The organism is Rhodococcus sp. AB351 (genome assembly GCF_049538275.1).
Classification (GTDB): Bacteria; Actinomycetota; Actinomycetes; order Mycobacteriales; family Mycobacteriaceae; genus Rhodococcus.
Genome location: NZ_JBMVFW010000001.1, coordinates 332054 through 357329 on the forward strand (window position 1 = coordinate 332054; position 25276 = coordinate 357329).

General features: G+C 67.7%; 25 protein-coding genes. 16 read left to right on the forward strand and 9 right to left on the reverse strand.

Annotated features, from left to right (window positions below):
- Positions 1-188 precede the first annotated feature (188 nt).
- The 3 genes from fgd to ACPCXD_RS01695 are packed head-to-tail and all read left to right on the forward strand — an operon-like array spanning position 189 to position 3169.
- Positions 189-1193 (forward strand): glucose-6-phosphate dehydrogenase (coenzyme-F420), encoded by a 1005-nt coding sequence (fgd, locus tag ACPCXD_RS01685; protein ID WP_423658062.1) that lies wholly within the window; start codon positions 189-191, stop codon positions 1191-1193.
- Between the two features lie 20 nt (positions 1194-1213).
- Positions 1214-2866 carry a glucose-6-phosphate isomerase gene (gene pgi / locus ACPCXD_RS01690; protein ID WP_423658063.1) on the forward strand — a complete coding sequence of 551 codons (1653 nt, stop codon included), beginning with the start codon at positions 1214-1216 and terminating at the stop codon, positions 2864-2866.
- Positions 2867-2869: 3 nt separating this feature from the next.
- Entirely contained in the window at positions 2870-3169 is a 300-nt protein-coding gene (locus tag ACPCXD_RS01695) for a WhiB family transcriptional regulator (protein WP_059384003.1), read from the forward strand.
- Positions 3170-3182: 13 nt separating this feature from the next.
- On the opposite strand, the gene ACPCXD_RS01700 is transcribed toward ACPCXD_RS01695, so the two are convergent.
- Positions 3183-4586, reverse strand: a complete 1404-nt coding sequence (locus ACPCXD_RS01700) for an aminotransferase-like domain-containing protein (RefSeq protein ID WP_423658066.1) — start codon at positions 4584-4586, stop codon at positions 3183-3185.
- Between the two features lie 37 nt (positions 4587-4623).
- Here ACPCXD_RS01700 and ACPCXD_RS01705 point away from each other — a divergent pair, with 37 nt between their 5' ends.
- Positions 4624-5505, forward strand: a complete 882-nt coding sequence (locus tag ACPCXD_RS01705) for a DMT family transporter (RefSeq protein ID WP_423658068.1) — start codon at positions 4624-4626, stop codon at positions 5503-5505.
- 3 nt (positions 5506-5508) lie between these two features.
- Here the strand turns inward: ACPCXD_RS01705 and ACPCXD_RS01710 are convergent, their stop codons facing one another.
- Entirely contained in the window at positions 5509-6342 is an 834-nt protein-coding gene (locus ACPCXD_RS01710; RefSeq protein ID WP_088898370.1) for an SDR family oxidoreductase, read from the reverse strand.
- Between the two features lie 44 nt (positions 6343-6386).
- Here ACPCXD_RS01710 and ACPCXD_RS01715 point away from each other — a divergent pair, with 44 nt between their 5' ends.
- The 5 genes from ACPCXD_RS01715 to ACPCXD_RS01735 all read left to right on the forward strand — a co-directional run bounded on the left by ACPCXD_RS01715 (position 6387) and on the right by ACPCXD_RS01735 (position 11967).
- Positions 6387-8006 (forward strand): methylmalonyl-CoA mutase family protein, encoded by a 1620-nt coding sequence (locus ACPCXD_RS01715; RefSeq protein WP_080597805.1) that lies wholly within the window; start codon positions 6387-6389, stop codon positions 8004-8006.
- On the forward strand, positions 8006-8407 hold the full coding sequence (locus ACPCXD_RS01720; protein WP_088898369.1) for a cobalamin B12-binding domain-containing protein: 402 nt from the start codon (positions 8006-8008) through the stop codon (positions 8405-8407). Before ACPCXD_RS01715 ends, ACPCXD_RS01720 begins: the two co-directional genes overlap by 1 nt.
- Before the next feature lie 46 nt (positions 8408-8453).
- The gene (locus ACPCXD_RS01725; protein ID WP_088898368.1) at positions 8454-9410 is read left to right on the forward strand and encodes an LLM class F420-dependent oxidoreductase; all 957 of its coding nucleotides are present in this window, start codon (positions 8454-8456) and stop codon (positions 9408-9410) included.
- Positions 9407-10468 (forward strand): CaiB/BaiF CoA transferase family protein, encoded by a 1062-nt coding sequence (locus ACPCXD_RS01730; protein WP_088898367.1) that lies wholly within the window; start codon positions 9407-9409, stop codon positions 10466-10468. Before ACPCXD_RS01725 ends, ACPCXD_RS01730 begins: the two co-directional genes overlap by 4 nt.
- Before the next feature lie 83 nt (positions 10469-10551).
- A complete protein-coding gene (locus ACPCXD_RS01735; RefSeq protein ID WP_423658072.1) occupies positions 10552-11967 on the forward strand; it encodes a glycoside hydrolase family 140 protein in 1416 nt (471 codons plus the stop codon).
- On the opposite strand, the gene ACPCXD_RS01740 is transcribed toward ACPCXD_RS01735, so the two are convergent.
- Complete coding sequence (locus tag ACPCXD_RS01740; RefSeq protein ID WP_268654691.1) at positions 11948-13090, reverse strand: MFS transporter; 1143 nt, start codon at positions 13088-13090, stop codon at positions 11948-11950. The two genes, ACPCXD_RS01735 and ACPCXD_RS01740, sit on opposite strands and share 20 nt — an antisense overlap.
- 88 nt (positions 13091-13178) lie before the next feature.
- Here ACPCXD_RS01740 and ACPCXD_RS01745 point away from each other — a divergent pair, with 88 nt between their 5' ends.
- Positions 13179-13751 (forward strand): TetR/AcrR family transcriptional regulator, encoded by a 573-nt coding sequence (locus ACPCXD_RS01745; protein ID WP_268654690.1) that lies wholly within the window; start codon positions 13179-13181, stop codon positions 13749-13751.
- 52 nt (positions 13752-13803) lie between these two features.
- Here the strand turns inward: ACPCXD_RS01745 and ACPCXD_RS01750 are convergent, their stop codons facing one another.
- Entirely contained in the window at positions 13804-14823 is a 1020-nt protein-coding gene (locus ACPCXD_RS01750; RefSeq protein WP_423658074.1) for a 2Fe-2S iron-sulfur cluster-binding protein, read from the reverse strand.
- Between the two features lie 105 nt (positions 14824-14928).
- On the opposite strand from ACPCXD_RS01750, the gene ACPCXD_RS01755 reads away from it, so the two are divergent.
- Genes ACPCXD_RS01755 through ACPCXD_RS01775 form a run of 5 tightly spaced genes read left to right on the forward strand, consistent with a single transcriptional unit; the run spans position 14929 to position 19981 of the window.
- Entirely contained in the window at positions 14929-16338 is a 1410-nt protein-coding gene (locus ACPCXD_RS01755) for a class I adenylate-forming enzyme family protein (RefSeq protein WP_423658076.1), read from the forward strand.
- A complete protein-coding gene (locus ACPCXD_RS01760; RefSeq protein ID WP_016696165.1) occupies positions 16316-17221 on the forward strand; it encodes an acyl-CoA dehydrogenase family protein in 906 nt (301 codons plus the stop codon). The genes ACPCXD_RS01755 and ACPCXD_RS01760 overlap by 23 nt, the downstream gene beginning before the upstream one ends.
- Positions 17208-18296, forward strand: a complete 1089-nt coding sequence (locus ACPCXD_RS01765) for an acyl-CoA dehydrogenase family protein (protein ID WP_016696164.1) — start codon at positions 17208-17210, stop codon at positions 18294-18296. Before ACPCXD_RS01760 ends, ACPCXD_RS01765 begins: the two co-directional genes overlap by 14 nt.
- 1 nt (position 18297) lies before the next feature.
- Positions 18298-19065, forward strand: coding sequence for an enoyl-CoA hydratase/isomerase family protein (locus ACPCXD_RS01770; protein ID WP_016696163.1), 768 nt, complete (start codon positions 18298-18300; stop codon positions 19063-19065).
- Positions 19066-19078: 13 nt separating this feature from the next.
- Positions 19079-19981 (forward strand): alpha/beta hydrolase, encoded by a 903-nt coding sequence (locus tag ACPCXD_RS01775; RefSeq protein WP_423658079.1) that lies wholly within the window; start codon positions 19079-19081, stop codon positions 19979-19981.
- A gap of 47 nt (positions 19982-20028) precedes the next feature.
- On the opposite strand, the gene ACPCXD_RS01780 is transcribed toward ACPCXD_RS01775, so the two are convergent.
- From ACPCXD_RS01780 to ACPCXD_RS01800, 5 genes are read right to left on the reverse strand one after another with little or no spacing between them, the layout of a single operon-like run.
- Positions 20029-20355, reverse strand: coding sequence for a hypothetical protein (locus tag ACPCXD_RS01780; RefSeq protein WP_423658081.1), 327 nt, complete (start codon positions 20353-20355; stop codon positions 20029-20031).
- A gap of 40 nt (positions 20356-20395) precedes the next feature.
- A complete protein-coding gene (locus ACPCXD_RS01785) occupies positions 20396-21157 on the reverse strand; it encodes an SDR family oxidoreductase (RefSeq protein WP_016696160.1) in 762 nt (253 codons plus the stop codon).
- A gap of 49 nt (positions 21158-21206) precedes the next feature.
- Positions 21207-22478 (reverse strand): amidohydrolase family protein, encoded by a 1272-nt coding sequence (locus tag ACPCXD_RS01790; RefSeq protein ID WP_423658083.1) that lies wholly within the window; start codon positions 22476-22478, stop codon positions 21207-21209.
- A gap of 28 nt (positions 22479-22506) precedes the next feature.
- Complete coding sequence (locus tag ACPCXD_RS01795; protein ID WP_423658085.1) at positions 22507-23853, reverse strand: cytochrome P450; 1347 nt, start codon at positions 23851-23853, stop codon at positions 22507-22509.
- A 46-nt stretch (positions 23854-23899) separates the two neighbouring features.
- On the reverse strand, positions 23900-24091 hold the full coding sequence (locus ACPCXD_RS01800) for a ferredoxin (RefSeq protein ID WP_026061764.1): 192 nt from the start codon (positions 24089-24091) through the stop codon (positions 23900-23902).
- A 198-nt stretch (positions 24092-24289) separates the two neighbouring features.
- On the opposite strand from ACPCXD_RS01800, the gene ACPCXD_RS01805 reads away from it, so the two are divergent.
- On the forward strand, positions 24290-25225 hold the full coding sequence (locus tag ACPCXD_RS01805; RefSeq protein WP_423658087.1) for a zinc-binding dehydrogenase: 936 nt from the start codon (positions 24290-24292) through the stop codon (positions 25223-25225).
- Positions 25226-25276 lie beyond the last annotated feature (51 nt).

The window sequence follows — 25276 nt, forward strand, 5'->3', positions numbered from 1 at the left end:
GGGCACTCGATTTTCTGGGTACTCGGACGCCGTGGTCGGGGTCGGTGCACGACCATAACGCACGGAGCGACACACCTCTGCGTGGATATTGACACTGTCTGCGCTCAGTGTGCATGATTTCGTGCAGGATTTGCGCGATTGTGCGTGATCGTTTCGCTGGCACCACGTTGTTCGGAGGTTGCACGGTAATGCTGAAGTTGGGATACAAGGCGTCGGCGGAGCAGTTCGGTCCGCGCGAGCTGGTCGAGTTGGGCGTGCTGGCCGAGGCGCACGGGATGGATTCGGCGACGGTGTCGGATCATTTCCAGCCGTGGCGGCACAACGGTGGGCACGCCCCGTTCTCGTTGGCGTGGATGACCGCCGTCGGCGAGCGCACCGAACGGCTGCAGCTCGGGACCTCGGTGCTGACCCCGACCTTCCGGTACAACCCGGCGGTGATCGCGCAGGCCTTCGCCACGATGGGATGCCTGTATCCGGGGCGGATCTTCCTCGGTGTCGGCACCGGCGAGGCGCTCAACGAGATCGCCACCGGCTATGCCGGCCAGTGGCCGGAGTTCAAGGAACGCTTCGCGCGGCTGCGCGAGTCGGTGCGGTTGATGCGCGAGCTGTGGCGCGGGGACCGGGTGGATTTCGAGGGCGAGTACTACACGACCAAGGGGGCGTCGATCTACGACGTGCCCGAGGGTGGCATCCCGGTCTATGTCGCCGCCGGCGGTCCGGTGGTGGCCCGCTATGCCGGACGCGCGGGAGACGGGTTCATCTGCACCTCGGGTAAGGGCATGGAGCTCTACACCGACAAGCTGTTGCCCGCGGTGGCGGAGGGCGCGGAGAAGGCGGAGCGGGATGTCGCCGGGATCGACAAGATGATCGAGATCAAGATCTCGTACGACACCGACCCGGACAAGGCGCTGGAGAACACCCGGTTCTGGGCGCCGTTGTCGTTGACGCCGGAGCAGAAGCATTCCATCGATGATCCGATGGAGATGGAAGCAGCGGCCGATGCGTTGCCGATCGAGCAGGTCGCCAAGCGGTGGATCGTGGCGTCGGATCCGGACGAGGCGGTCGAGAAGGTGAAGTCGTATGTCGATGCCGGGTTGAATCATCTGGTGTTCCATGCGCCGGGTCATGATCAGAAGCGGTTCCTGGAACTGTTCGAACGCGACCTCGCCCCGCGCCTGCGCGCACTGGCGTGACGAAAGACGTTGGCAGAAACATGGATACGGAAACACGGGATGTGACGACCACGGAGGCCTGGCGGGCCCTCGAAACCCACCGGGACGAGATCGCCGCGGTGTCCTTGCGGGAGCTGTTCGCGATCGAACCGCAGCGGGCGCAGGCGTTGACCGCGCACGCCGGGGATCTGGTGGTCGACTTCAGCAAACAACGCCTCACCGGTCGCACTCTCGAATTGCTCCTCCAGCTGGCGGAGCAGACGGGTGTGGCCGCGGCCCGGGAGGCGATGCTCTCCGGTGCGCACATCAACGTCACCGAGGACCGCGCGGTGCTGCACACCGCCCTGCGCCTGCCGCGCGACGCGGCGCTGGTGGTCGACGGGGTCGATGTCGTCGCCGACGTTCATGCCGTGCTCGACCGGATGGGCGAATTCACCGACCGCCTCCGCAGCGGCGACTGGCGCGGCGCCACCGGGCAGCCGATCGCCACGGTGGTCAACATCGGCATCGGTGGTTCCGATCTGGGTCCGGCCATGGTCACCCGCGCACTACGGCGCTTCCACGACGGGCCGGCGGCGCGGTTCGTCTCCAACGTCGACCCGGCGGATCTGACCGCGGCACTGGCCGATCTGGACCCGGCCACCACCTTGTTCATCGTCGCGTCGAAGACCTTCTCCACCCTCGAAACCCTCTCCAACGCCACCGCCGCCCGCCGCTGGCTCGTCGACGCCCTCGGCGAAGACGCGGTCGCGAAACATTTCGTCGCTGTCTCGACCCATACGGAGCGGGTGGTCGAGTTCGGCATCGACCCGGCGAACATGTTCGAGTTCTGGGACTGGGTCGGTGGGCGCTATTCGGTCGGTTCGGCGATCGGGCTGGCGGTGATGTGCGCCATCGGCCGCGAGCGGTTCGGCGAGTTCCTCGCCGGCATGCACGCCATCGACACCCACTTCGCCACCGCGCAGCCGGCGCAGAACGCGCCGCTGCTGGCGGGGTTGATCGGGGTGTGGAACGCGAGCGTCCTCGGCCACCGCTCCCGGGCGGTGGTGCCGTATGCGCAGGATCTGGCGCGGTTGCCGGCCTATCTGCAGCAGCTGACCATGGAATCGAACGGCAAGTCCGTGCGCGCCGACGGCACCGCCGTCTCGTGTCCGACCGGGGAGGTGTTCTGGGGCGAACCCGGTACCAACGGTCAGCATGCCTTCTTCCAGTTGCTGCACCAGGGCACCGAGATCGTCCCCGTCGACTTCCTCGGCCTGGCCCGTTGCGGCGACGATCTGCCGGCCCGCGACGGGCAGACCAGCATGCAGGTGCTGGTGCTGGCGAACATGTTCGCCCAGGCCAAAGTATTGGCCTTCGGCCGTGATGCCGACGAGGTGCGTGCCGAAGGCGTCGACGAGGCGGTGGTGGCGCACAAGGTGATGCCCGGCGATCGGCCGTCGACGACGATCCTCGCCCCGGAACTGACCCCGTCGGTGGTCGGGCAGATCATCGCGTTCTACGAGCACCAGACCTTCGTCCAGGGCATTGTGTGGGGGATCGATTCGTTCGATCAGTGGGGTGTCGAGCTCGGCAAGACCCAGGCCACCGCCCTGCAGGCGGTGCTCGCCGGCCAGGAGACCCCCGATACCGGGGACGCGTCCACCGACCATCTGATCGAGGTCTACCGCAACCTCCGCGACGGAGGGAGGTAGGACATGCCCGCGCTGAAGTTGCTCTATCTGCCGCCTCCCGTTGCCGAGGAATGGGATTGGCAGATGGACGCGGCTTGTCGCGACGCGGACGGATCGTTGTTCTTCCACCCGGACAACGAGCGGGGCGACGCGAGGGAGAACCGCATGGCCTCGGCCAAGAAGGTCTGCGCTCGTTGTCCGGTGCGGGAGAAGTGCCTGCAGTACGCCCTCGATTCGGGTGAACGCTACGGGATCTGGGGCGGGCTCACGGAGGACGAACGCACTCGGGTGAGGAGGACCCGCCGGCGCCGCACGAGCCGGTGATGACCGCCCGTCCTCACCCGCCGGAGACGACTCGCCCGATGACCCGGGCGGCCTCCCGGAAGGCCGCCGGATTCGGTCCGGCGAAGTTGAGCCGGAGGTACTGACCGGTGGGCTCCGCCGGGAACCATTCGCCGCCCGCCGCGACAAGCACCCCGGCTGCCTCGCACTCGCGGGCGACGACCTCGGCGTCGACGTCGTCCGGGAGCCTGCCCCACAGGTTGAGCCCACCGGACGGCAGTCCGTCGACATCCACATCCGGTGCAAGCTCGCGAAGTTCGCTCGCGAGGAGGTTGCGGCGCGATTCGAGCTCGCGACGAACGGCCCGCAGATGGGTCTGCCATGCCGGCTGGGTGACGACGTCGAGCGCGACCGTCTGGAGAACGCCGCTCACATAGACGGATTCGGCCTGCACGTCGGCGAGGATGCGTTCGCGAGCGGGTCCTCGCGCGACGATCGCCGCGACCCGCACCGACGGCGCGACACTCTTGGTCAGTGAGCGGACGTAGACGACGTGCCCGGAATCGTCGCGTGCGAAGAGCGGAACGGACTCGGTCGAGATCCCGAAGTCGTGGGCCCAGTCGTCCTCGATGACGAATGCTCCCGCATCGCGCACGACGTCGAGGACCCGATCACCGGTCGACGACGACCATTGCGCCCCGGTGGGATTCGCGAAGTTCGGTTGCGCGTAGAAGGCGCGCGCCCGGGTCCGGTCGAAGGCGCGGGCCAGTTCGCCGGGATCGGGTCCGTTGGGTCCGCTGGAAACCGGGACGAGCTGCACACCCGCCTTCGTGGCCGCGAGGATCGCACCCCAATAGGTCGGTGACTCCACGACGAGGGGATTGCCGGCGCCGACGAGCGCGCGGAAGATCGATCCGAGTCCGCTCTGGCTGCCGGGGGTGATGATCACGTCGCCCGCGGACGGCGGGGCGGTGCGTGCATCCGTCGCTTCCGTCAGTTCCGCGGCGAACCACGCCTGCAGTTCGGGAAGTCCCGCCGCCGGTGTTCGTCCGACGGCGGCATCGCTGCGGGATGCGCGTGAATACGCTCCGCGGACAAGGCGTTCGGGAAGCAATGTGCGGTCGGGATAGCCGGAGTGGAGCGTGATCACGTCGTTGGGCACGGTGCGCAGGGCGGCGGAGGCGCGGGGGAGCGGCGGTGCCGTTCCGAGCGCTTCCGTCTGCCAGCTGTGGTCGATCGTGTTCGACGTGCGGATCTGCCGGACGAAGGTGCCGACTCCTGTGCGGCTCTCGACAAGCCCCCGGGTCTGGAGTGTCTTCAGTGCCTTCTGCACCGTGACGGGGCTGATGCCGTACTGCGCGACGAGCGATCTCGTCGACGGCAACCGGGCGCCGGGTGCGGCGGTGGCGATCCACCGGGTCAGTTCCGCAACGAGTTGGGAACTGCTACTGTTCGACATGAGAGCAAAGAGTAGCGCTATCGTATCCGATCGGCCAGTGCTATCGCCCGATCCTCGCGGGCTCGCCTGGGGTCTGCTCGGCGTCGCAGGCTTCTCCCTGACCGTGCCGCTCACCCGCATCGCCGTCGAAAGTGGAGCGATGTCACCGCTGTTCGTCGCCGCCGGCCGCGCGGTCGTCGCGGCGGTTCTCGCCGCTCCGGCACTCGCGCTCACGAGACAACGACTCCCGAACACGCATCAGTGGCGCAGGATCGCCGTCGTCACGGGTGGGGTGGTGATCGGATTTCCCATGCTCACCTCGTACGCCCTGACCACGGCACCGGCGAACCACAGCGCGATCGTCATCGCGATCCTTCCGGCCGCGACCGCGGTGGTCGCGGTGTTGCGGGCCCACGAACGGCCGCCGATCCCGTTCTGGGTCGCGGCGGGTGCAGGGACGGTCGCCGTCATGGCCTTCGCGGGCCTGCGTGGCGGAGGTGTCGCGGGATTCGGGCGAGCTGATCTGCTGTTGCTCGGCGCGGTGGTCGCCGCGGCCCTCGGCTACGCGGAGGGCGGACTGCTGTCACGGGAGATCGGTGCGTGGCAGACGATCTCGTGGGCGCTGGTGCTGGGGTCGCCGCTGATGGTGACCCTCACCCTGGTCTCGCTCGCCGACGGAGTGCCGCAGGGTGGGGTGACGCACTGGGCGTCGTTCGCCTATCTCGGCATCGTCAGCATGTTCCTCGGGTTCTTCGCGTGGTACCGAGGTCTGGCCATCGGGCCGATGGCTCGGGTCGGGCAGGTGCAACTGACCCAGCCGATCATGACGGTCGGGTGGGCGGCCTGGCTGCTGGGTGAACCGTTGACCTGGGCGGTGGTGGCGGGCGGTGCCGTCGTCGTGCTGTGTGCCGGCACCGCCGTCCGCGTCCGTCGGAACTGAACGTCACTCCTTGTCGAGGAAGAAGTCCCAGCGCGGGTGGTCGCCGCCGCCGTAACGCGACAGGTCCGTCACCCCGGCCTCAGCGAGGACGTCGGCGTCGACGAAGCACCGCCCGGTGGTCGTCCTCGCCGGTCGCGAGAGGATCTCGACGGCGGCGTCGGCCATGATCTCCGGGCTGCGGGAGGCGGCGAGCAGCGCTTCACCGTCGGGGGTGTTGGCCACAGCGGAGGTCGCGATGTAGGTCTCGGGCCACAGGCAGTTCGCCGCGACGCCGGCGTCGGCGTATTCGGCCGCGAATCCCAGGGTGAGCAGCGACATTCCGTACTTCGACAGTGTGTACGAGGGGTGTACGCCGAGCCAGTGCGGGTTCATGTTGACCGGCGGGGCGATGGTGAGGATGTGCGGATCGGACGACTCCCGCAGGTGCGGCAGTGCCGCCTTGGAGAGCAGGAACGTTCCGCGGCAGTTGATCTCCTGCATCAGGTCGTACTTCTTCACCGAGAGGGATTCGGTGGGTTCGGTGGCGATGGCACTGGCGTTGTTGACGCAGATGTCCACGCCGCCGAACCGCTCGACCGCCGTGTCGACGGCCCGCTGGACGTCGTCCTCCTTCCGGACGTCGCCCACCACCGCGACGGCCTTGCCACCGGCGGCCTCGATGTCGGCGACGGCGGTGTGCACCGTCCCCTTCAGTTTCGGGTGGGGTTCGGCGGTCTTCGCCAGGAGCACCACGTTCGCGCCCCGACGGGCGGCGGCGACCGCGATGGCCAGTCCGATACCGCGGCTCGCGCCGGAGATGACCATGGTGCGGTCGCTGAGGGCATTCTGACTCGACATCGTTCTCCCTGGTCGCCTTCGATTGTCCAGCTCTGTTCTCCGCAATGATATTGGCATTCTCTTTTTCTGCAAGTAATGTATCCGGCGTGAACGACTTCGCAGAAACCTCGTCGGGTATCCCGCTCGAGCCTGTCTACGGGCCGGGCGACCGCGCTGCCGAACCGCCGGCGCCGGGAAGCTTCCCCTTCACGCGCGGGAACTTCCCCAACGGCTATCGGGGCCGGTTGTGGACGTTTCGTCAGTACTCCGGGTTCGGTACTGCGGAGGAGTCCAACCGCCGCTACCGCTACCTGCTCGAGCAGGGCGGAACCGGACTGTCGGTCGCGCTGGATCTACCGACCCAGTGCGGCTACGACTCCGACGACCCCGAGGTCGGTGAGGAGGTGGGCCGCGTCGGCGTCGCCGTCGACACGCTCGCCGATGCGGAGGTGCTGTTCGACGGCATCCCGCTCGACAAGATCAGCACGAGTTTCACCATCAACGGCACCGCCGCGATCCTGCTCGCCTTCTACGTCGCCGCCGCGGAGAAGAAGGGGGTGCCGCGCGAGAAGCTCACCGGCACCATCCAGAACGACATCCTCAAGGAGTACGCCTCCCGCGGCACGTGGATCTGGCCGCCCGAACCGTCGCTCCGTCTCATCGCCGACACCATCGAGTTCTGCGCCGCGGAAGTGCCGCGCTTCAACGCGATCTCGGTGGCCGGCGCCCACTTCCGTGATGCCGGCGCGAACGCGGTGCAGGAGATGGCGTTCACCCTCGCCGACGGTGTCACCTACTGCGACACGGTGGTCGAGCGCGGGCGGATGACCATCGACCAGTTCGCCCCGCAGATCTCGTTCTTCTTCTACACCCACGGCGATTTCTTCGAGGAGATCGCCAAATATCGTGCCGGACGCCGCCGTTGGGCGACGATCGTGCGCGAGCGTTACGGCGCCACCACCGACAAGGCGTCGATGTTCCGATTCGGATGCGTCGCCGGTGGCGCGTCGCTGTATGCGCCGCAGGCGCAGAACAATCTCGTGCGCGTCGCCTACGAGTCCATGGCGTCGGTGCTCGGCGGCGTGCAGTCGATGTTCACCGCCGCCTGGGACGAACCGTTCGCCCTGCCCAGTGAGGAATCGGCGACCCTCGCGCTGCGCACGCAACAGATCCTCGCCTACGAGACCGGCGTGACCCGCGTCGCCGACCCGCTCGGTGGGTCGTACTTCGTCGAGGCGCTCACCGACGCGACCGAGGAGCGCATCGTCGAGATCATGGCCGATCTCGAGAAGCACGGCGGTATGGTCCGTGCGATCGAGGACGGCTACCTGCAGGGCCTCATCGCCGACGAGGCCTACAAGATCCACCAGGAGATCGAGAACGGCGACCGGCCGGTGGTCGGTGTGAACAAGTTCGTCTCCGACGAGCCGCAGCCCGAGATCTCCACCTACGAACTCGACGCCGAAGGCCGCGAGATGCAGTTGAAGCGACTCGCGAAGGTCAAGGCCGAACGCGACCCCGACGCGGTGCGCACCACACTCGCGGCCCTGTCCCGCGCAGCGGAAGGAACCGACAACCTCATGCATGCCCTGATCGATTGCGCCAACGCGTATTGCACGGTGGGAGAGATGGTCTCCGCACTGAAGAACGTGTGGGGCGAGTTCCGGCAGCCGGTGGTGTTCTGATGACCGCCCGCATCCTCGTCGCCAAGCCCGGACTCGACGGACACGACCGCGGAGCGAAGATCGTCGCCCGTGCCCTGCGCAACGCCGGTTTCGAGGTCGTCTACACCGGCATCCGCCAGAAGGTCGAGGACATCGTCTCGATCGCCGTGCAGGAGGACGTCGCGGTGGTCGGTCTGAGCATCCTGTCGGGTGCCCACATCGCACTCACCACGAAGGTCGTCGAAGGCCTGCGAGCGGCGGACGCCGGCGACATCGACGTCATCGTCGGCGGAACGATCCCGCAGGGCGACGTGCCGAAACTGCTCGACGCCGGTGCCGCGGCGGTGTTCCCCACGAGCACACCGCTGGACGTGCTCGTCACCGAGATTCGCAAGCTCACCGGGACGTCCGAGGCGTCCTGAGCCCGGTACACACCCACATCATCGAGTTCGGGAACCTGGAGGAATCGTGCGTATCGGAGTGATGGTCGGCCCGGAACAGGGCGACACCAACCGCAAGGTCGACCGCATGCTGAAGGACGTCGAGTGGGCCGAGTCGGCCGACCTCGACACCGTGTGGGTGCCGCAGATCCCCACCGACTTCGACGCGTTGACGGCCGTCGCCCTGATGGGCACGCGGACCTCGCGCATCGAGATCGGTACGGCTGTGGTGCCGCTGCAGGCGCAACACCCGGTGCACCTGGTGCGGCAGTCGCTGTCGACGCACGCCGCACTCGGCGGTCGCCTCGCCCTCGGCGTCGGCCCGTCGCACCATTGGATCGTGCAGGACATGCTCGGCCTGCCCTACGACAAGCCCGCGAAGTACACGCGCGACTATCTCGAGGTGCTGAACGCCGCGCGCGACCTGCCGGGTTCGATCGACGTCGAGAACGACACCTTCAAGGTCCACAATCCCCTCGACATCGCGCCGGTCGCGCCCATGCCGGTGCTCGTCGCGGCGCTCGGCCCGGTCATGCTGAAGATCGCCGGCGAACTCGCCGACGGCACCGTGCTGTGGATGGCCGACGAACGCGCCATCGCCGAACACATCGCGCCGCGCATCACCGAGGCCGCGGAGGAGGCGGGCAAGCCGAAGCCGCGGATCGTTGCCGGTGTGCCGGTCTGCCTGTGTGCACCGTCGGAGGTCGACGTCGCCCGCGAGCGCGCCAATCGCATTCTCGCCGAGGCGGAGATTTCGCCCAACTACCAGCGGCTCCTCGAACACGGGCAGGCGAAGGACATCGGCGACATGGCGATCGTCGGCGACGAGGATGCGATCCTCGCCGGTTTCCGCCGCTACGAGGAGGCCGGCGTCACCGACCTGTCGATGCGGCTGCTGCCCATCGGCAACACCCGCGACGAGCTGGTCGCGTCGAAGTACCGCACCCGCGAGGTCGTCGCCGAACTCGTGAAGGAACTGCGGTGACGGCAGGTCCGCTCGCGGGAATCAGGATCCTCGAGGTCGGCCACATCCTCGCGGGCCCGTACGCGACGATGCTGCTGGCCGATCTCGGGGCCGAGGTGACGAAGATCGAGCCACCCACCGGGGACCTCTCCCGCCAGGTGAGCGACGCCTACTTCGCGAGCCTCAACCGGGGTAAACGCAGCATCTGCCTCGACCTGACGACCGACGACGGCATGCGCCGCCTCGGCGAGCTCGCTGCCGAATCCCATGCGCTGCTCGTAAATCTCAAGCCGTCGGCCATCCGGAAGTTCGGTCTGACCTACGACGCGCTGCGCAGATGGAACGACAAGATCGTCTGCGTCGCGATCACGGGATACGGGCTCGACGGCGGCGACGATCCGGCCTTCGACTACGTCGTCCAGGCCCAGACCGGTGTCGCGTCGCTGACCGGTGATCCCGACGGCCCGCCGATGCTGCCCGGTTATTCGGCGGCCGACAACTCCACGGGCATGACCGCCGCGCTCGGTCTGCTCGCGCAGATCGTGTCCGGTCGCGGGGGCCAGGTCGACGTGTCGCTGCGCGATGTCATGCTGTCGCAGCTCAACTACCGCGCCTCGGCATATCTGAACGAGGACACCGAACCGCGACGCATGCCGAACGGGGCACACTCGTACTACGTTCCCGCGCAATTGTTCCCGACCGCCGAGGGCACGCTCGCGCTGTTCGTCACGCACGACGGCTTCTGGCGGATCTTCGCGGCCGAGGCCGGGATCGACGGGTTCCCGACCATGGCCGAACGCGCACAGCGACGCGACGAGGTGCTCGCGGTGGTCACCGAGGCGCTCTCGCGCGACACCGCTGCCGGCTGGGAGGCCCGTCTCCGCCCGCTCGGGGTGCCGGCGGCCGCGGTCCGTTCGCTGCCCGACGCTCTCGATGCGACTCCCGAGATGGTCGTCACCGCCGGTGATTTCCGCCTGGTGGGCAGCCCGATCCGGGTGCTCGGCTACGAACCGCAGTACGGACCGCCCCCGAAGCTGGGCGAGCACACCGATGCAACGGTGACGGTGGGACCTGCCTGATCCCTCGGCGGGTTCACTGAACGCACTCGCGACCGACGTCCCCTCCGTAGCCTGGACGTACCACGGGCACGGTGGGGGTGGCGATGAAACGGGCAGTCCTGGCGATGGTGTTGATCCTGGTCGCGGCCTGTTCCGATGCCGGAGACCAGCAGCCGACGAACGTCCCGGCGGTGGATGCGGAATGCGACGCCGCCGACCATCGCTTCGTCTCGTCCGTCAGCGCCGACGGTCGTTATTTCGAGGATCAGTACGGCGATCCCGTCCTCGTCCGCGGCGACTCGCCGTGGTCCGGGATGGCCGACTGGTCACCCGAACAGGCCGAGCTGTACTTCACCGACCGCGAGAGCAACGGGTTCAACGCGTCGATCATGTCGGCGATCGTCGTGCCGGTGAACGGCGGGCCGAGCTATGAAGGCGCCACCTTCGACGGCATCGAACCGTTCGTCGACGGCGACATCACGCAGTGGAACGAGGCGTACTGGTCGCGCGTCGACGACTATCTCCGGATCGCGTGCCGCCACGGGAACACGGTGTTCCTGTATCCGATGGACGGATGGAATCTCACCCACGTGTTCGCCTCGACCACACCCGAGGAAGCCTTCGAATACGGGCGGAGATTCGCGCAGCGGTACGCGGAGTTCCCGAACATCGTCTGGATGACCGGTGGGGACTACTCGCCGGAGGCGGAGGATCTCGCGGCCGGTGCCGAGTCGGACCTCGTGCTGCGCGCGATGCTCGACGGGATCCGTGATGCAGGCTCCGACGCACCGTTCACGATCCAGCTGGGCTGGGACAAGCTGCTCTCGACGGATCATCCGTTCTGGGAGCCGATCGTGGACTGGAACTTCGTCTACACCTACGCGCCGACTTATCAGGCGGTCCTGCAGGCCTACGAGCGTGCCGACGGAACCCGCGACCCGCGACCCGCACTGTTCTCGGAGGGCAACTACGAAGGCGAGAACAACCAGGAGGACACGGCGCCGACCACCGACGAGACGCTCCGACGTCAGGCGTTGTGGGCACTGACCTCCGGTTCACCCGGCGAGTTCCGGGGTTCCGACGATTGGGAGTTCCCGGACGGGTGGGAATCCCGACTGGACACCTCCGCCGTCGCGCAACTGCGGGCGATACGCGAGCTGTGGCAGTCGTGGCCGTGGTGGGAACTCGTGCCGGATGTCGACGAACCGCTCGTCGTCGCAGGTCGAGGCACCCCGTGGACGAGCGACGAGATGATCGACGTCCTCGACGACGAGTACGTCACCGCAGCCCGGACACCGGACGGTTCACTCGCCGTCGTCTATGTTCCGACGCAGCGCACGATCCGGCTCGATCCTGCTCTGGTACCGGAGTCGGCGACCCTCGAGTGGATCGACCCCGCCGACGCGACCGGGCCTCGGCAGCCGGCGACTCCCGACGAGAACGGCGACATCTCCACACCTGGGCCGAATACGGACGGAGATGAGGATTGGCTTCTCGTGATCACCGACCGACAGGTGTGAGAGTGCGGGACCGGGGGAGCGACACGGCCGGCACCACCGCGAGAAGACCGACGATGCCCGCCACCACGAAGGCGGTCGCGGTCGACGTCGAACCCAGCAGGGCTCCGAACACGACCGATCCGGCGGCCTGGCCCACGGCCAGGGCGATGAACAACGCCACGGTGCCCTCGGCTGCGCGTTCGGCGACCGAACGCACGGCCCACACGATGAGCACCCCGCTCATCGCGATGTAGCTCGCGCCGAACAAGGCGACGGAGAGGTAGGCGGGGATCGGTGTTCCGGGCAGCAGGCCCAGCAGAACGGTGGCCACCGACATGGCTGTGGTGGTGAGCGTCCACGCGACCGGCAGGTTCCAGGTCTGCACGATCCGGCCCGCGGTCGCCCCCAGCACCCCGAAGGCGCCCAGGGCCATCCACGCGAGCACCGAGTAGGTCTCCCCGCCGGGCCCGTCGCTCATGACGGACCGGCCGAACGTCCAGATCGCCGCGCTCGACGCACCGGCCAGTGCTGCGGCGAGGAGGGGACGGATCAGCGGGGACAGTTCGCCGATCCGCACAGGCGTGGTGTGTGAACGATCCCGTCGATCGTCGGAACGTCGGTCGGTGCGGAGGACGGTGAGAGCGACCCCGGCGGTGAGGATCGCGATGACGACCCATCCCACACGCCACTGGCCTGCGGTGGCGAGCACCAGAGCTCCGGCGGCGACGAGACCTACCCCCGTTCCCGAATTGACGATCGTCTGCGCGTTCTCCTGCCGGTCGGGAGCGACATTGCGTTCGACGAGCGTCACCAGCCCGGGAGTGGCGAAACCGGCCCCGGCTCCGGCGACAATCACGCTCAGCGCGAAGACGACCGTGTGCGTCGACGCCGCCACCCCCAGCGCACCGATCGCCGCCGTGGCTCCGGCGCAGGCCACGACGAGACGTGGGCGTCCGCTCGTCCTCGACGCGACGATCGCCGCGAGACAGTACGAGAGGAAACTGCCGGCCTGGACGGCACCGGCGACCGTCGAGCCCATCCCGAACGAGTCGGTGAACTGGGGCAGGAAGAGTCCGTAGCCGAACCGCGCCAGCCCGTAGGTGGTCGCGATCAGGACTGTGCCGGCGATGACGAGTGGATGCATCGTGTCCCCCGAACGGATCGATGACCAGAACGATCGTTACTCTACGCTGAAACGATCGTTTCAGCAGAGCGAGCGTTACAGTGTGGTCATGTCCACGGCTCGTCCTGCTGCACGTACCCGTCTGCTCCGGGCCGCCGAGGAGATGCTCTTCGACCGGGGAATCAGGGCGACGCCCGTCGACGATCTGCTGCGCCGGGCCGAAGCCTCCGCAGCGTCCCTGTACACGCACTTCGGCAGCAAGGAATCCCTGGTCGCCGAGGCGCTGCGGGTCCGGTTGGCGGAATGGCGCGCGGTGTGGGACCGGCACGTGGTCGATGCCGACGACGACATCGGACGTCTGCTGGCGATCTTCGACGCCCTCGCTGCGTACCGCGACGACTCGGAATCCCCTGCCCGCTGGTGCGCTTTCCTCGCGACCGCGACGGAGTTCCCCGACCCCACCGACGAGATCGGCGAGATGCTCGCGGCGGACAGCGACCTGCTCGCCGAGCGACTCCTGCACCTTGCGAAACCGGTGGCCGGGTCGAACGCGCAGGATCTCGCCGACGACGTGCTCACCGCCTACAACGGAGCCCTCGCGGGCTTCCTGCGCGGCCGGCCGTCGTCACCGATCGAGGTGGGTCGCAGGGTGGCGCATTCGGCCGCCCTGACCTACCAGTGAAAATCCGGTTGTTTCGACCGCGTATGACGCCGTCGAAACAACCGAATCGGCATCAGACGTACTTGACCTTGATGTTCTCGCTGTCGGGCACACCCTGGCAGGTGAGGATGTAACCGTCGGCGATCTCCTCCTCGGACAGTGCGTCGTTGACGCGCATCGTCGCGCTGCCGTGGGTGACCTTGGCGATGCAGGTCGCGCAGTTGCCGGCCTCGCACGAGAACGGCGGCGCCAGGCCCGCGCGACGCGCGCTCTCGAGCAGTGTCTCACCGGCGTGCCGGGGCACGGAGACGCGCTGGTTGCCGAGCCGGATCGAGACGGTGCCCTTCACCTCCCCGCTCGGAGCGGACTCCGACTCCTGGGCGTCCTCGGCCTTGATGGGTTCGGCTGCGCTGCCGAACCGTTCGCTGTAGATGTTGCCGGGGCCGGGGAGTGCGGCCTCGACCATGTCCATGAACGCTTCCGGGCCGCACAGGTAGCTGTCGGCGCCGCCGTCGGATCCGACGAAGGCGCGCACGGCGTCGGGGGTGAGCAGTCCGCTCTCGTCGTCGAAGTGCCGCACCACCTCGAGGCGACCGGCGTACCGGTCGACGAGCTCGTCGGTGAGGCTCGCGAAGATGGCGGACGCGCGGTCGCGGTCGGCGATCAGCAGGCGCACCGGCCGGTCGGTCGTCGCGAGTGCGCTCTTGGCGAGCGACAGGATCGGCGTGATGCCGCTTCCGCCGGCGAAGCCGAGCACCGGACCGGTTGCGTCGCGGAGAAGGAAAGTGCCTGCGGGTCGGGTGATCTCGACCTCGTCTCCTTCCGCGATGTTGTCGTGCAGCCAGTTCGAGACGGCTCCGCCGGTGACCCGCTTGACGGTGGTCATCATCTCGGTGTCGGTCTCGGGCGCGCTCGACATCGAGTACGAGCGGTACAGGTCGGTGCCGTCGACCTTCACCTTGAAGGTGCAGAACTGCCCTGACTTGTAGGTGAAGGGCCCGTCGAGGGGAGCGAGCACGTAGGTGCGGGCGTCGTCGGTCTCCTTCACGATCCGGGTCACGGTCGCGCGCTGAAACAAAGGTGGTCTCGCCATGGACCGTCTCCTCCTGGTATCAATGTTCTGCAAGAACGAGAGTACTATTCTCATTCAGGAGAGCAAGACCTCTCGACAGGTATTGCTGCGACGCGAGAGAGCACCATGACAGAGCCCACCGTGTTGGCCTTCGAAGACCGCGAGTACACCCTCGCGGAACTCGAGGCGCTCACCTGCGGACTCGCTCGTGTCCTGGCCGATCGCGGCGTCGGTCCCGGCGACCGCGTGGCACTCATGTCGTCCAATCGCCCCGAATTCGTCGTGGCCTACCGGGCCATCGACAGGCTCGGCGCGGTCGTCGTCCTGCTGAGCCCGGCGTGGAGGAGCGGCGAGGTCGAGCACGCCCTCCGGCTCACCGAACCGGCCTTCGCCATCGGCGACACCCCCGTCCTCGCCGCCGCGATGCCGATGCTCGACCTCGACGACCCGATCGAACCCGATCACGGCGACTTCACCGCAGCCCCCGTGGACCCCGACGCCGATGCCCTGCTCGTCTTCAGTTCCGGTACGACGGGCCTGCCGAAGGCCGTGCGGCACACCCGCTCGTCGTTCGCCGCGGCCGTGGCGCACTGGCGGCAGGTCCTCGGGCTCACCGCCGACGACCGGCTCCAGATCGTCACGCCGCCCTCGCACATCCTCGGTCTGCTCAACATCGCCACCGTGCTCGATGCCGGCGGGTGGATGCGGCTGCACCGGCGATTCGACCTCGACGTGATGCTCGAATCCATCGAGCGCGACCGGATCACCGTCGAGATGGCCGTCGCACCGATCGCCCTCGCGATCGCCTCGCATCCGGATCTCGAATCGTTCGATCTGTCGTCGCTGCGCTACATCATGTGGGGCGCCACACCCGTCACCGCGAGTGTCGCGGAGACCGTCACCCGGCGCACCGGCGTGACGTGGCTACCGGCCTACGGAGCCAGCGAGGTCCCCGTCATCACCTGCAATCCGGTGGGCGACGCCCGCCTCGACAGCGTCGGCGTACCCGCGCCCGGCGTCGAACTGCGGGTCGTCGAGCTCGGGACCGACCGCGAGGTTCCGGCCGGCGAGACCGGTGAGATCCAGGTGCGGTCGGCCTCGGCCATGGCCGGATACCTGCCCGACGACGCGACCGCCGAGGCGTTCTGCGACGGCTGGTACCGCACCGGCGACGTCGGGTGGGTCGACGCCGACGGCCGGTTGCGGATCACCGACCGCGCCAAGGACATGATCAAGGTCAACGGCTTCCAGGTCGCCCCCGCCGAGGTCGAAGCGGTCCTGCACGGCCACCCCGACATCGCCGACTGCGCCGTCTTCGGAACGAAGGACGGTGCGGCGGGGGAGACGGTCGTCGCGGCGATCGCCACCACCGCGACCCTCGATCCCGACGACATCTCCACCTATGTGGCCGAACGACTCGCGTCGTACAAGCGACCGCGACGCGTGATCTTCGTGCCCGACATTCCCCGCCTGCCGTCCGGCAAGGTCTTGCGCCGACAACTCGAGGAGCGCCATGGACGTACGTCTGACCATTGAACAACAGCAGTTGCGCGACGCCGCCGCCAAACTGGCCGACGATCTGGGTGCCCGCTCGGTGTCGGATCTGGACGACGCGGCGCGCCGGGCACGGCTGGAGAAGACCGTCGCCTCGACGGGCTGGCGCTCCCTGCGCTCCGACGGTGCGTCGGGAGTCGAAGTCGCCATCGTGGCAGAGGAATTCGGGCGAGGGCTCGTCGACGTGCCGTTCTTCGGTCCGGTGCTCGCCGACGACCTGCACCGGCACTTCTCCGACGACCAGCCGACGCGCGCCATCGCCGTTGGTGCCGACGCCTTCGACGCGCACGGCCTCGATCGCGTCCTCGTCCTCCGGGACCGGACGGTGTCGACCGCGGCCGTCGGTGAACCGGCCCCCGGCGCGGACCTGACCCGTTCGTTCGCCACGTTCGCCGAACCGGACGAGACACTCGGTGAACTCTCCGCCGAGAACGCCGACCGCGCATATGCTCTCGCGCTCGTCGTCACGTGCGCCGACCTCGTCGGTGTGTCGCGAGGTGCGCAGGCGGTGGCCGTCGACTACGCGAAGATCCGTGAGCAGTACGGAAACACGATCGGGTCGTACCAGGCGGTCGCGCACATGCTGGCCGAGAGCGAAGCCCTCATCGAAGGCTCGATCAGCGTGCTGCGGCACGCGGCATGGGCCGTCGACGAACTGACGCCCGAGGAAGCGATCCGCGCCGCGCGCATCGCCGAGATCTACACCGCGCGCGCCGCGCGCACCGTCTGCGAGACCGCCGTCCAGGTGCACGGCGGGATCGGCAACACCTGGGAGTGCATCGAGCACGTGTACCTGCGGCGGGCCCTGACGTCCACCGAACTGTTCCCCGTGAGCCTGGAGGAGATCGACCTTGGACTTTCGTGACTCGCCGGAAGAAGCCGCATTCCGCGCCCGGCTGCGGACCTGGCTCGCCGATCAGGCCGGAAAGTTCCCCACCTCGGGTGACGAGTACTGGGCTCGGCAGGGTGAATGGCATCAGGCGCTCTACAGCGCGGGGTTCTTCGGGCTGTCGTGGCCGAAGAAGTACGGCGGGCAGGATCTTCCGCCCGTCTTCGACGTGATCCTCGACGAGGAACTCGCCGTCGCCGGTTGCCCGCCGCGCCCGAGTCTGGGATATCTGGTGGTCGGCCTCGGCCACCATGCCAGTGACGAACTGTGCGAACGGTTCCTGCCCGGCATGATCGACGGCACCGAACGGTGGTGCCAGGGATTCAGCGAGCCCGGTGCCGGTTCCGACCTCGCGTCGCTCACCACCACCGCGACCCGCGACGGCGACGAGTACGTCATCCACGGCCACAAGGTCTGGACGAGTTACTCCGACGTCGCCGACTGGTGCCTGCTGCTCGCCCGCACCGATCCGGATGCGCCGCGGCACCGCGGTATCTCGGCGTTCATCGTCTCGATGCACCAGGACGGCATCGAGCAGCGACCGCTGAAGATGATCAGCGGCGTCACCAAGGAGTTCGGCCAGGTGCTGTTCGACGGCGCCCGCGTGCCGGCAAGCCGCATGGTCGGAGCGCCCGGGGAAGGCTGGCGGGTCGCGATGACCGTCGTCGGCCACGAGCGCGAACCGTCCACCCTCGGATTCGCCGCTCGCTACGGCAAACTCGTGCGTCAGCTCGCCAAGCGCGTCGACGGTCCGCCCCCGCAGGATCTGGCCTGGGCGGCGGTGCAATCGGAGATGCTGCGTCTGCACGTGCGGCGGCGACTGTCCGAGCAGCTCGACGGTGTCTCGCACGGCTCCGAGGGGTCGCTCGACAAGCTCCTCATGACGTGGGTGGACCAGTCGGTCGGGCACGCGGCTCTGGCGGTCGCGGGCAGCCGCGACGAGGAACTCCTCGGCTCGTACATGTACAGCCGCGCCCAGTCCGTCATGGGCGGCACGTCGCAGATCCAGAAGAACATCATCGCTTCGCGCATCCTCGGATTGGGGGTCTGACATGTACGGCATGCCCGACGAGATCGAGGTCCGCGCCGAGGGGCCGCTGCGGATCGTCACACTCGACCGGCCGTCGAAGTACAACGCGGTCAACGACCCGCTGCACGCGGGACTGGCCCGGCTGTGGCCGCAATTGAGCGCCGACCGCGAGGTCCGTGCCGTGGTGCTCACCGGTGCCGGTAAGGCGTTCTCCGCCGGCGGGGATCTCGACTATCTCGCCGAACTGGGGCAGGACGCCGAACTGCGGGCGAAGACCATCGCCGACGGACGCGAGATCGTCCTGGGCATGGCCCGCTGCCGTGTGCCGGTGGTCGCCGCGGTCAACGGCCCGGCGGTGGGACTCGGGTGCAGCCTGGTCGCCCTCAGCGACGTCGTCTACATGGGAGAGGGCACCTATCTCGCCGATCCCCACGTGCAGGTCGGGCTGGTCGCGGCCGACGGCGGTCCGCTGACCTGGCCGTTGCAGATCAGCCTGTTGCATGCGAAGGAGTTCGCCTTCTTCGGGGAGCGGATCCCCGCCGAGCGGGCTCGCGAACTCGGACTGGCGAACCACGTGGTGGCCGATCCGCTCGCCGAGGCACTCGCGTGCGCCAAGCGCCTCGTGGAGCAACCGCAGAAGGCCGTGGAGGCCACCAAGCGTCTGCTGAACATCCACCTCGAACGGGCGGTGCTCGCGAGCCTCGACTACGCGATGAGCGCGGAGGAGATGACCTTCCAGAGCGACGACTTCCGTGCGAACATCGCGAGGATGACCGCAGGAAAATCGTGATCGGAGAGACCGCGTGATCGGACGGTTGCGTTCGCTGTCGAGCTTCCATCCCGATCTGCGGACCGTGGCGCTGCTCGCCCCACGTCGTGCGGTGACCCCGCGATCGTTGCCGGTGATGCGCATGCTCACCCGCGCGATCCGGGGCACCGACCCGGACGTGTACGTCTTCGAACCGGGAGTGTCGGTCCGCTGGTTCGGTGCTCCGGACCGCGCAGGCACCGAACCCGGTGCGGCCCTGTTGTGGATCCACGGTGGCGGGTACGTCTTCGGTCGGGCCGCTCAGGACGACGCGCTGTGCCGGCGGTTCGCCGACCGTCTCGGTATCGCCGTCGCCTCGGTCGACTACCGATTGGCACCCGAACATCCCTATCCGACACCGCTCGAGGACTGTCTGCGCGCCTACGAGTGGTTGCGGAGCCGGCCGGAGGTCGATCCGGCGCATATCGCGATCGGAGGTGCGAGCGCCGGGGCGGGTCTGGCTGCGGCACTGGCACTTCTGCTCCGGGACAGGGAACTGCCGGCACCGGCCTTCCAACTGCTGGCCTATCCGATGCTGGACGACCGCACCGGCGCCGGTCCCGCGCACACTCGGATGTGGGATGCCTTCAGCAACCGGTTCGGCTGGACGAGTTACCTGGGTTCGGCCGATCCGGAGGACGCGGCGCCGGCGCGTCGCACCGATCTGTCGGGTCTACCGCCGGCCTGGATCGGGGTGGGCACGCACGATCTGTTCCTCGACGAGGACCGCGCGTACGCGGAACGGCTACGGGCCGCGGGTGTCCCGTGCACTCTGCACATCGTAGACGGGGCGTTCCACGGCTTCGATTCGGTGGCATCTCGCACGGGGGTCGCGCGCGGATTCTTCGGCGAACAGTGTGCCGCCCTGGAAAATCCGCTCTCCCTGGAACGTTCGTAGGGCCGCTGCCGGATCCCGGCAGCGGCCCTACGACTTCCGTGCTCCGTTCACGAACGGGGCTTGACGTACTCCGACCTCACGTCCATGATCCGCATCTTCGGGATCGGGCCGTAGCTGAGCGAGTCCGACATGTTCAGCTGCTTCGCCGCTGCCGCGGCGTGGACGTTGGCCTTGGCCGCCGCGGGATCACCCTCGAGTTCGTACAAGGTGACCGACGGGCCGCCGTCCGCGTCGGCGGGGGACAGTCGTGTGGCACCGACGAATCCGTCGAGGGCTACCACTTCGGGAATGTGCACCTCGTCGTACCACGTGTTGAACTCTTCCAGCCGCTCGGGATGCGACGGGTACGACTCGACGAGCAAGTAGTGCTTCATGCGTGGTCCTGTCTGTGAGAAGGGTTGGTGTACTGGAATTTCAGACCCGGACGACCCAGCCGCCGTCGATGTTGAGGGTATGGCCGGTGACCCAGTCGCTGCCGGACGACACGAGATACAGCAGGCCGGGGATCAGTTCCTCAGGCTCACCGAACGGGAACGGGATGGCGTGCTTGACCATCTCCTTGAGCTCGGGCGGCGACGCGATCGAACCGGCCTCGGTGTTGACCATCCCGGGCGCGATCGCGTTCACGCGGATACCGAACGGCGCCAACTCGCGTGACAACGAGACCGTCATGCTCACGAGACCGAGCTTGGTGATGCCGTAGGCCTGCGCGGCCATGAACGCGCCGCTCGACGACTGGTTCACGATCTTCCCGTAGCCGCGCTCCTTCATGTACGGCACCACGGCACGGGTGCACAGGAGGGGGCCGGTCAGGTTGACGGCGAGGGTGCGGTTCCACAGGTCGAGTTCCATCGTCGTGAGGGATCCCTCGCCGACGACCTCGGCCATCAGTCCCGCATTGTTGACCAGGATGTCGACCGATCCGAAGTGCTCGGCCGCGGTCGCGGCCATCTCGGTGGTGCTGACCTCGTCGCTGACGTCGACTCCGACGGCCAGGACACGATGACCGTCCGCCGCGAGTTCGTCCGCCGCGGCCTGAGCGGATGCGAGGTTGACGTCCGCGAGGACGACTGCCGCTCCGGCCTCGGCGAGGCCGCGGGAGTAGGCCCGGCCGATCCCGCCACCGGCGCCGGTGACGATGGCGACCTTGCCGGCCAGCTGGGGAGTGTCTGTCATGGGTTTTCCTTGTCGGTCGAAGCGGGTCGGTGGTGGTGTTCCGGGCGGCTCAGGAGTGGGTGAGCTCGTAGCGGCGGCGGTACTCCTCTTTCGAGGTCTCGCTGATGTCGACGTCGCCGGCGCGGGCGCGCAGGGCGCCGACGGTGGCCTCCTCGCGAGGGATGTGCTCGAAGGGATCCCAGTCGAAGAACTTTGCGGCGTTCGCGAAGGTGATCTTGTCGACCTCCTCGTCCGTGCACCGTGCGGCATCCAACTCGCTCTTCAGAGTCTCCGGCGATCGAGGCCAGGTGGAGTCGGAGTGGGGGTAGTCGCATTCCCACGCGATGGTGTCGACGCCGAGCCTGTGACGGTTGTTCAGTCCGCTCGGCTCGGTGATGTAGCAGGCGAGGAAGTTCTTGCGCCACACGTCCGTCGGGCTCATCCCGGCCGGCAGGAAGCTGGTGCCGGTCCAGGACTGGTTGACGATGTGCCGGTCGAGGCGGTCGAGCCACGGGGCGACCCATCCGACCCCGCCCTCGCTCATCGCGACCTTCAGATCGGGGAACTTCTGGAAGGCGCCGCTGAGCATGATGTCGGTCGCCGCGATGGTGGAGATGAGCGGCGTGAGGATCATCATGTCGTCGATGTTGAAACCGGCCGGGCGCTTGACGAGGTTGATGCCGCCGCCGATGTGCAGGGACAGCACGATGTTGTGCTCGACGCATGCCTTGAAGATCGGATCCCAGTGCCCGGACTTGAAGTCGGGATAACCCTCGCCGACGCCGTAGGGCGTCTCCGGGATGCTGATCGACCGGCATCCCATGGCGGCGATGCGCTCGATCTCCTTCACCGATTCTTCGGCATCGTAGAACGGGATGATGCCGATGGGGATGAACCGGCCCGGGTGGGCGTCCGGGACCTCGCCGACGACCCAGTCGTTGAACGCTTTCAGTGCGGCGAGGGAGAGTTTCTTGTCGGGCAGGCTCGCCAGGTGGGTGCCGGCGAAGCCGGGGAAGGTGGCGAACAGGGTCGCGGCGAGGGTGCCGTTGGCGTCCATGTCGCGCACGCGCAGGTCCATGTCGTACACGGCGGGTCGCATCTCGGCGTAGCCGGTGGGGTCCATGCCCCATTCGTGCTTGGGCCAGGAGACGACGGCGTTGAGGCCGGAGCTGCCGACGACGGTGCCCTGGAACTGCCAGGCCTGCACCCTCGGATTGCGTGGATGGGCGGTGAGTTTGGGAGCCTGGTCCATCAGGCTCTTGGAGAAGTGCTTCTCGAAGATGTCCGCGGGTTCGACGACGTGGTCGTCGATGCTGATCATCACCATGTCTTCGGTCTTCATGAGGATCCCTTTCCGCGGCCGGTGCCGGTTACTTCTGTGCCGTCACCGGCGCTGCGATTCCCTGCTCGTCGACGATTTTCTGGATCCGGGCGAGGGTCTCGTCGAGTCCGTCGCCGAGCCGCGGACCGGGCGTGAAGGTGGCCGGAAGCTGCCGCATGCCCTGGATGACTCCGATGGAGTCGTAGTGGACCGTGCCGTCCGGATCGCACCGGAAGTCGGGCATGCGGTCGAGCACTGCGACGAGCATCCGCTTGAACATCGTGCGTGCCAGGTTGGATCCGATGCAGCGGTGCACTCCGAGTCCGAAGCTGAAGTGCCGGTTGCCCTTGCGTTCGAGGTCGATCTCGTTCGGATCCGTGAACAATTCGGGATCGCGGTTCGCCATCGCCCACGAGAGCCAGATGCGTTCCCCCTCCTTGAACTCGACGCCGTCGAGCTCGGTGTCGGCGGAGAAGGTGCGGCCGTCGCCGGCCGAGGGACAGAAGAAGCGCAGGAATTCCTCGGTGGCGGAATCCAGCAGCGTGTCGCGCTGGTCGCTGAGGATCTCGCGCTGGTCGGGATTCTGCGACAGCCATTCGAGGGCGTGCGACGTCAGGGCGGTCGTCGTATCGAAACCGCCGCCGATGAGCAGGCTCAGCACGCCGAGCAGTTCGAGGTCGTCGGGCGTCTCTCCGTCGATGGTGGCCCGGGCGACGGCGTCGACCATGCCGGGGCGGGGATTCTCCCTGATCTCGTGCAGGCTGGCGAGAAGGTCCATTCCCATGACGCGGTGCAGTTCCGCGACGCGGTGGACGTCGGGTGAGTCCGGTGATGTGTACATCGCGGCGTGGACCGGTTCGCAGTAGACGTTCCACTTGGCGACCGGGATACCGAGCATCGCGAGCGTGATGACGGCGGGAACGATGTTCACCAGGTCGTCGATGAAATCGATGCTGCCGGTCTCGATCTTTTCGTCGAGGCATGCGCGGATCACCTCGTCGATGAGGGGAACCCACTTCTTCACGGCGGCGGGGGACAGATACGGATTGAGTACCGCACGGAACTCCCGATGTTCGGGGTCGTCCATCTCGAGGATCCCGCCGCGCACACCGGATGCCCGGACGGCGGTGGGGATCATGATCCCCTTGTAACCCCGCCGTACTCCCTTGATGTCGTGATCGTTGGAGATGTTCGCCGAGCGTGCGAGGGTGAACACCGCCTCACTGCCGGCGGCGACCCAGTGACCTCCGTGGGTATCGGACCAGGCCACGGGGCACTTCGAGTGCATCTCCGTGGTGATCTCCGAGAAACGGTCGCGGTAATCCGGTGCGTGCCTGTCGAACTGGTAGACGGGGGTGCGGTGGTCGGTGTCGACCGAGGCCTCGTCGATGCTCACGGTGTCGCCCTCTCGTAGGTCCGGTGGATGGTGGGGTCGGGTGTGGTCACAGGACGGAGATCGCCTGTTCGGGGCAACTGCGATGGGCCTCGCGGGCGGACTCGGCGAGTTCGGCGGGTACCTCGGTGTCGACCGCTGTGGCGTGCCCGTCGATGTCGCTCAGTTCGAAGAGCGTGGGCGCGGCCATGGCGCACAGTGTGTGTCCCTGGCAGCGGTGAGGATCGACTTCCACCTTCATGACGTTCTCCGATCGTCGGCGATTCTGTTGTCCTGCAGTCGGCTCGGAACTGCACCGCGACTCGATCCATGTTCCCTGTGCACATTTTCACGATCTCTGTTTCAAGAATGCCGTTCCGGTTAGCGAGAACAGTAATGTCACAGGTGTCGACCTGCAAGGGGTGCGATCGAAGAAGCAGAGCATGAGGACGGTGCGGATATGAGGGCATGGCAGTTCGAAGGAGGCGGGCGACCGATCTCGTTGAACGAGGTTCCGGAACCGGAACCCGGCCCGGGCGAGGTGGTGATCGACGTCGCGGCGGCCGGACTGTGTCACAGCGACCTGATGTACATGGAGGTCGGAGAGGCGACGATGCCGTTCCTGCCCATGACGCAGGGACACGAGAACGCCGGCGTCATCAGCGCACTGGGCGACGGGGTCGAGGGCTGGAGCATCGGTGACGTCGTCGGCGTCTGCTCGTCGGGCGTGCGTCCGCCGCTCGGCATGTTCTCCCACGGTGGGTTCGCCGACAAACTGGTCGCCGATGCCCGCGATCTCGCCCGGGTGCCCGAAGGGCTGGATCTGTCGCTGGCCGCCCTCGCGACGGATGCGGGAATGACCTCGTACCACGCCATCATCAAGGTCGGTGGTGCGTCGGCGGGGATGAAGGTCGGCGTGATCGGCTACGGCGGTCTGGGGCAGATCGGAACCCGTGCGGCCGTGCTGACCGGTGCGGAGGTGCACGTGGCCGAGACGAAGGAATCGGCATGGGATCTCGCCCGGCAGGCCGGCGCGACGGACGTCGTGCGGGACGCGGCCGAATGGGCGGGCCGGGGATTCGACCTCGTGGTCGACTACGCCGGCTTCGACACCACACAGAAGGCGATCGACGCCGTCGCCCGGGGCGGCACCGTGGTGCAGGTCGGTCTGGGCCTGCCGACGTTCACGGTGAAGACGCCGACGCTCCTCGGCAGGACGCTCGTGGGTTCCCTCGGTGGGACCGTCGAGGACATCGAGGAGGTGTACGACCTGTTCGTGAAACGGGAGATCGAACCCGCATACACCGAGATCGGCTTCGAGGAGATCGGCGAAGGATTGGAACGCCTCCGTCGCAACGAGGTGACCGGACGGCTCGTCGCGCGCTCGGACCGCTGAACCGTCACCGTCGAAGCGGATTCGCACCCGGAAACACGAAGGGAGGCCCGG

Excerpts from the sequence above, each read along its gene's own strand:
- ACPCXD_RS01805 (WP_423658087.1), top strand. The coding sequence starts at position 24,290 with ATGAGGGCATGGCAGTTCGAAGGAGGCGGGCGACCGATCTCGTTGAAC.
- ACPCXD_RS01790 (WP_423658083.1), bottom strand. The coding sequence starts at position 22,478 with ATGAAGACCGAAGACATGGTGATGATCAGCATCGACGACCACGTCGTC.
- ACPCXD_RS01750 (WP_423658074.1), bottom strand. The coding sequence starts at position 14,823 with ATGGCGAGACCACCTTTGTTTCAGCGCGCGACCGTGACCCGGATCGTG.
- ACPCXD_RS01715 (WP_080597805.1), top strand. The coding sequence starts at position 6,387 with ATGATATTGGCATTCTCTTTTTCTGCAAGTAATGTATCCGGCGTGAAC.
- pgi (WP_423658063.1), top strand. The coding sequence starts at position 1,214 with ATGGATACGGAAACACGGGATGTGACGACCACGGAGGCCTGGCGGGCC.
- ACPCXD_RS01770 (WP_016696163.1), top strand. The coding sequence starts at position 18,298 with ATGTACGGCATGCCCGACGAGATCGAGGTCCGCGCCGAGGGGCCGCTG.
- ACPCXD_RS01740 (WP_268654691.1), bottom strand. The coding sequence starts at position 13,090 with ATGCATCCACTCGTCATCGCCGGCACAGTCCTGATCGCGACCACCTAC.
- ACPCXD_RS01695 (WP_059384003.1), top strand. The coding sequence starts at position 2,870 with ATGCCCGCGCTGAAGTTGCTCTATCTGCCGCCTCCCGTTGCCGAGGAA.
- ACPCXD_RS01800 (WP_026061764.1), bottom strand. The coding sequence starts at position 24,091 with ATGAAGGTGGAAGTCGATCCTCACCGCTGCCAGGGACACACACTGTGC.
- fgd (WP_423658062.1), top strand. The coding sequence starts at position 189 with ATGCTGAAGTTGGGATACAAGGCGTCGGCGGAGCAGTTCGGTCCGCGC.
- ACPCXD_RS01720 (WP_088898369.1), top strand. The coding sequence starts at position 8,006 with ATGACCGCCCGCATCCTCGTCGCCAAGCCCGGACTCGACGGACACGAC.
- ACPCXD_RS01785 (WP_016696160.1), bottom strand. The coding sequence starts at position 21,157 with ATGACAGACACTCCCCAGCTGGCCGGCAAGGTCGCCATCGTCACCGGC.
- ACPCXD_RS01780 (WP_423658081.1), bottom strand. The coding sequence starts at position 20,355 with ATGAAGCACTACTTGCTCGTCGAGTCGTACCCGTCGCATCCCGAGCGG.
- ACPCXD_RS01735 (WP_423658072.1), top strand. The coding sequence starts at position 10,552 with ATGAAACGGGCAGTCCTGGCGATGGTGTTGATCCTGGTCGCGGCCTGT.
- ACPCXD_RS01745 (WP_268654690.1), top strand. The coding sequence starts at position 13,179 with ATGTCCACGGCTCGTCCTGCTGCACGTACCCGTCTGCTCCGGGCCGCC.
- ACPCXD_RS01760 (WP_016696165.1), top strand. The coding sequence starts at position 16,316 with ATGGACGTACGTCTGACCATTGAACAACAGCAGTTGCGCGACGCCGCC.
- ACPCXD_RS01755 (WP_423658076.1), top strand. The coding sequence starts at position 14,929 with ATGACAGAGCCCACCGTGTTGGCCTTCGAAGACCGCGAGTACACCCTC.
- ACPCXD_RS01710 (WP_088898370.1), bottom strand. The coding sequence starts at position 6,342 with ATGTCGAGTCAGAATGCCCTCAGCGACCGCACCATGGTCATCTCCGGC.
- ACPCXD_RS01700 (WP_423658066.1), bottom strand. The coding sequence starts at position 4,586 with ATGTCGAACAGTAGCAGTTCCCAACTCGTTGCGGAACTGACCCGGTGG.